The organism is Streptomyces sp. NPDC059142 (genome assembly GCF_042755665.1).
Classification (GTDB): Bacteria; Actinomycetota; Actinomycetes; order Streptomycetales; family Streptomycetaceae; genus Streptomyces.
In genome coordinates, this window is the sequence record NZ_JBHZDA010000074.1 from 30,974 (window position 1) to 35,641 (window position 4,668).

Genomic DNA, 4,668 nt, shown 5'->3' on the forward strand with positions numbered 1-4,668 from the left:
CCACCCCGCCCCCCCTCGGGGGGTCCCGCCGCCGCGGGGGCCCCCCGCGCCGGGTGGGAGCGCCCGCCGCGCGGGCGCGCCGGGGGGGGGCCCCCCCCCCCCCCCCCGGCCCCCGCTCGAAGCGACGAGGAGTCACGCATGTACATGGAATGGGCCCGATTCCACAAGACCGACGAGAACGGCCGCCACTACTTCCAGATCTACAGCTTCCCCTATACGTGGGCCGCCGCGACGCCGAAGGAGCCCGGCACCGGCCGGATCAGCGAAGCCGCCGCCCTTGCCTACTCGATCATCTGCGCGGCCGGGTGGCAGTGGCAGACGCCGTGTCACTGCGTCGAGTGCACCATCACGGCCAAGTCCGCCCAGCACGCCACCACTTGACCACAACCGACCACTCCCAGGAGAACGCGATGCCGTCCCGGAAGCCGCCCGCCAGCCCCGCCCGCATCCTCACCGCCGCCGCCGACCACATCGAACGCGTCGGGCTTTACCAGGGTGACCACCTCTGGCAGCCCGGCCGGATGGGGGACAGTGCCCCGTGCACCGTGCTGCACGCGTGGGAGCGCGGCGTGCGCTCCGCCCGGCCGCGCTGGTCCGTGCGCGGCGAACCGTGGGACATCTTCCAACGCGCCCTGTTCGATTCCCTTGTGGTGCTCAGCAACCAGGTCAACGGCCGTCCCGTGTCCGGCGTCCGGTGGCGAAAGCTCAAGCTCACGGAGGACGCCTACCGGCGCACTCTCCTGTGGTGCTGGGGGGACGAGCCCGAGCGGACCACCGCCGAGGCCGCCGCCATGATCCGCACCGCCGCAGCTCTGCACCAGAGTGACGGCGATCACAACATCCCCGGTTGCCCCACCCTCAAGAACATGGTTTAATTAATGGTGTCGGAAGGGGGAGGGCAACCCCCCGACCGGCACCCCACCGGGCCGAAGGGCCCGACGCACTCTCACCAGAAAGAGAAGGACCGATGACGAACACCAAGACCCAGGCCGGCGTCCAGACCTCCCCTGCCCCGTGGCCGACCCTCGCGGTCGCCGAGCTGGCCGCGCACCCCGGCAACGTCCGTGGCATCGAGGCCCCGGCCGATCTGCTGGCCGACGTGAAGGACAACGGCGTCGTGGAGCCGCTGTACGTCGTGCGCACCAACGGCGACGTGCCGCAGGTCATCGACGGGTTCCAGCGACTGGCCGCCGCCGTCGCCGCAGGGCTGGAGACCGTGCCGGTCACCCCGCGCCCCGTCATCCGGCTCGACGCGCTCACCCCGCACCCGAAGAACGCACGCGAAGACCTCGACCTGAACGCGCCGTTCGTGGAATCCCTCCGCGCCGAGGGGTGCCGCATCCCCGTCAAGATCCAGCGACTCAACGGCGGAGTCCTCCAGGTCAACGACGGAAACCGCCGCTACCACGCTGCGACGGACGCGGGTCTTACCCACCTGCCGTACGAGTGGGAGGACGACGACCGCGACGCGGCCGGACAGTTCCTCGACATGATCACGACCGCTCAGCACCGCAAGAGCCTCACCAAGACCGAGGTGAACCAGGCCATGTTCAGCGCGGCCGAGGCGGGCGCGCAGGTGGGCCGCATCGCCAAGGCCGCAGGCGTGCGGCAGAAGGACGTCAAGACGCTGGTCAAGGTCCGGTCCGACGAGAAGCTGTCGGCCGCCGTCAGCGGCGCGAGCAGCTACGAGTGGACGTTCGAGCACTTGGCCGCGCTGTCGGAGTTCGCGGACGACGCCGAAGCGCTCGCCGCGATCACCGAGGCCGCCGACGACGACGCCGCCGACGAGGGAGACGTGGACTGGGCTATCGCGGTCGAGCGGACCAAGCGCGACAAGCGGACCAAGGCCGAGGCCCACCGCGCGGAGCTGGAGGCGGCCGGGCAGAAGATCCGGGACGCCGAGGAGCTGTCCGAGCGCGCCATGCCCGTGTGGCGACTGCGCGGCATCAGCGCCGAGGAGCACGCCGACTGCAAGGGTCTGGTGTGGGTGTTCGACGAGCGGCGGGGGGACCGGTACGAGCCCTACTGCTCCGCCCCCGGCCTGTACGGGCACACGGTCCCCGAGGGCGGCAGCGGCGGCGGCGGCACGAAGACCGCCGCCGAGGTGGAGGCCGAGCGCGCCGCCCGCGCCGCCGTCAAGAAGGGGAACATCGACTGGGACGCGGCCGAGGCCCTGCGCCGGAAGTGGATCACCGACCTGATCAAGCGGCGCAACCTCCCGAAGGCCACGACCAACCACCTCATCGGGCACGTGAACAACGCTCTGTTGAACGCCAGTTGGGGCCTTGATGATCTGGTCAAGGAGCCAACGACGGAGATCCTGGCCGCCTTCCTGGGGCTGAGCACCGAGCAGGCCAAGGACCGGGGCAGCTTCGCCGGTCACGTCGCCAAGGACCCCCGCAGGGCCCCGCAGCTCCAGTTCGCCGCCATCGCCGCCGTACGGGAGAAGTGCGCGAACCGCTCCGCGTGGAGGACGGACAGCCAGCGCGCCCCGTGGACGCGGACGCCCACCGGCCGGTGGTTCCAGGTGCTCGCGGCTCTCGGGTACCCGCTCACGCCCATTGAGCAGTCGGTCGTGGACGACGAGCCGTACGACCCGTCGAAGAAGCAGCCCCGCGTGATCACGTCGGGCAGTGAGCTGGAGGCCGAGGAGGAGCACGGCACTGACGAGGAGGAGGGCGAGCCGGACGCCGAGGAGGCCGACGACCCGGCCAGCGATGACGAAGCCGCCGCCTAACCGCCTCAGCCGCCCGATGCCGGGGGCGCTCTCCCGCCCCCGGCCACCCCAGGAGCCCCACAGTGACCCGTACAGCTCTGTTCGAGACCCACGCCGACGACCACGGTTGCGGATGCGTCCCCGCCCCCGCCGAGCCCGACCCCGGCACCACCGCCGACATGATGCAGGCCCGCGCCATCGCGGGCGGACTCGCAGAGTTCGGCATCGGGCCCCGCCGCTGGTCCGCCGCCTACGACCACCAGGCCGCCGCCGTCGTCCTGCGCGTGGACACCCCGCGCGGAGTGTACGCGCTCGCCATCCCCGCCTCCGGCGCGGCATTCCCCGTCCACCACCGGGGCGAGCGCATCGGCGCACTGGACTGCCGCCGCACGTACGGCACCGCCGACAGCTACACCGCCGCTCTGTTCGCCGCGTTCCTGCGCGACCGCGCCGCACTGGACATCCCCGGCCGGGATGCTTGCCCCACACCTCAAAAGATGGTTTAATTAAGGGTGTCGGAGGGGGAGGGCACCCCCTCCGACACGACGGGCCGCCAACCGGCCCGAGACCGGCCGTACGCGGAGGGCAACCCGCCCGGCCGGGCCCGCGAATCCCTCTCTCACCAGCAGGAGCACCCACGATGACCAGCGCAGTCATGCGGTTTTCCATCCCCGCGACCGCCCAGTCCCGCGTCCGTCAGCTTGTCGAGGCCACCAACGCCCGCGCGGCCGTCCACCACCTCAGCGCGTACGCGCTCGACTTCTCCGAGCCGTTCCTTGCCAACTACCGCGACATTGACGGCCGCGTGATCGGCACGCGCCCCACCGTCACCGTGTCCATCTCCGGCGACGTCCCGCGTCGCCAGGGCTGGACCGTCATCGCTCGCCTGGACCACGACGAGGAGAGCAGCGAGACGATCACCAGCCTGTTCCCCGGTCTGCCCGAGCAGGACGCCGAGGCCGCGTGCCAGTACCGGGCCATCGAGAACTTCTGCCACGGGTGCGCCGTCGCCCGTCACCGCACCGCCACCTACCTCGCTCGCCACGAGAACGGCGAGATCAAGCAGTTGGGGACCACATGCGTCGAGCCGTACACCGGTCTGCCGATCAAGGGACTTCAGGCGTTGTGGCGGTTCGGGACGCTCAAGGACTCCGACTGGGACGGCAACGAAGGCGGTATCCCGGCTGATCTCCGCGTCCCCGTAATCGAGGTCCTGCGGGTGACCGCCGCCATCGTCACGATGGACGGCCGATTCTACAGCCGGTCCGAGCAGTGGAAAGACACCGTCCCGACCGCCGACACGGTCGAGACGTACTTCTTCGGCCGTAACGCCCCGATGGACTGGCGGGCCGCCATCGACGCCGACCCCGACGCGCCGAGCACCGCCGCCGCCGTCCGGGCATGGGCCGTCCAGGGATACGGCAGCCTCTCTGACTACCGCCACAAGGTCAGCCAGCTGGCGAAGCCCGAGACCGTCGACCCGCGCCACCTGCCGACGCTGGTGTCCGCCATCGCGGGTTGGTACCGCGACCAGGAGAAGGAGGCCACCGAGCGGGCCGCCCAGAACTCCCGGCCGCAGGGCACGGTGGGCGAGCGGATCACCACCACCGCCACCGTCACCACCGTGATCGAGCTGGAGGGCCGGACGTACGGCTACCAGACCCAGCGCCGCCGACTGGTGAAGTTCCAGGACCCGAGCGGCAACGTGTTCGTCTGGTTCAGCTCCGCCGCCGTTGTCCCCGACCAGGGCGACGAGGTCGAGCTGACCGGCACGGTCAAGGACCACAGCATCTACGGCGAGACCGCACAGACCGTGCTCACCCGGTGCCGGGTCGCCGCCCGCGAACCGGTCGCCGCGTAGCAGGAGCCCGGCCGGGCGGGAGTCACCGCCCGGCCGGACCCCGGCCGCCGGGCCTTGGGTGTGGGGGGCGGGTGCCGCCCGGCCCCCACAG

5 protein-coding genes are annotated in these 4,668 nt (G+C 71.5%); all 5 read left to right on the forward strand.

What is annotated here, in order from left to right:
• Positions 1 to 138 precede the first annotated feature (138 nt).
• The 5 genes from ACFXPK_RS23845 to ACFXPK_RS23865 all read left to right on the forward strand — a co-directional run bounded on the left by ACFXPK_RS23845 (position 139) and on the right by ACFXPK_RS23865 (position 4,577).
• Complete coding sequence (locus ACFXPK_RS23845; protein ID WP_260818565.1) at positions 139 to 381, forward strand: hypothetical protein; 243 nt, start codon at positions 139 to 141, stop codon at positions 379 to 381.
• Positions 378 to 875: a DUF6197 family protein gene (locus tag ACFXPK_RS23850; RefSeq protein ID WP_385078399.1), complete on the forward strand. Its 498-nt coding sequence runs from the start codon at positions 378 to 380 to the stop codon at positions 873 to 875. The genes ACFXPK_RS23845 and ACFXPK_RS23850 overlap by 4 nt, the downstream gene beginning before the upstream one ends.
• Before the next feature lie 92 nt (positions 876 to 967).
• Positions 968 to 2,737 carry a ParB N-terminal domain-containing protein gene (locus ACFXPK_RS23855; RefSeq protein WP_385078402.1) on the forward strand — a complete coding sequence of 590 codons (1,770 nt, stop codon included), beginning with the start codon at positions 968 to 970 and terminating at the stop codon, positions 2,735 to 2,737.
• A gap of 62 nt (positions 2,738 to 2,799) precedes the next feature.
• Entirely contained in the window at positions 2,800 to 3,222 is a 423-nt protein-coding gene (locus tag ACFXPK_RS23860; RefSeq protein ID WP_385078405.1) for a hypothetical protein, read from the forward strand.
• 134 nt (positions 3,223 to 3,356) lie between these two features.
• The gene (locus tag ACFXPK_RS23865; RefSeq protein WP_385078407.1) at positions 3,357 to 4,577 is read left to right on the forward strand and encodes a hypothetical protein; all 1,221 of its coding nucleotides are present in this window, start codon (positions 3,357 to 3,359) and stop codon (positions 4,575 to 4,577) included.
• The last annotated feature ends 91 nt before the right edge of the window (positions 4,578 to 4,668 follow it).

Bases quoted from the DNA above. Each gene is read 5' to 3' on its own strand.
- ACFXPK_RS23845 (WP_260818565.1), top strand. From the start codon at position 139: ATGTACATGGAATGGGCCCGATTCCACAAGACCGACGAGAACGGCCGC.
- ACFXPK_RS23855 (WP_385078402.1), top strand. From the start codon at position 968: ATGACGAACACCAAGACCCAGGCCGGCGTCCAGACCTCCCCTGCCCCG.
- ACFXPK_RS23865 (WP_385078407.1), top strand. From the start codon at position 3,357: ATGACCAGCGCAGTCATGCGGTTTTCCATCCCCGCGACCGCCCAGTCC.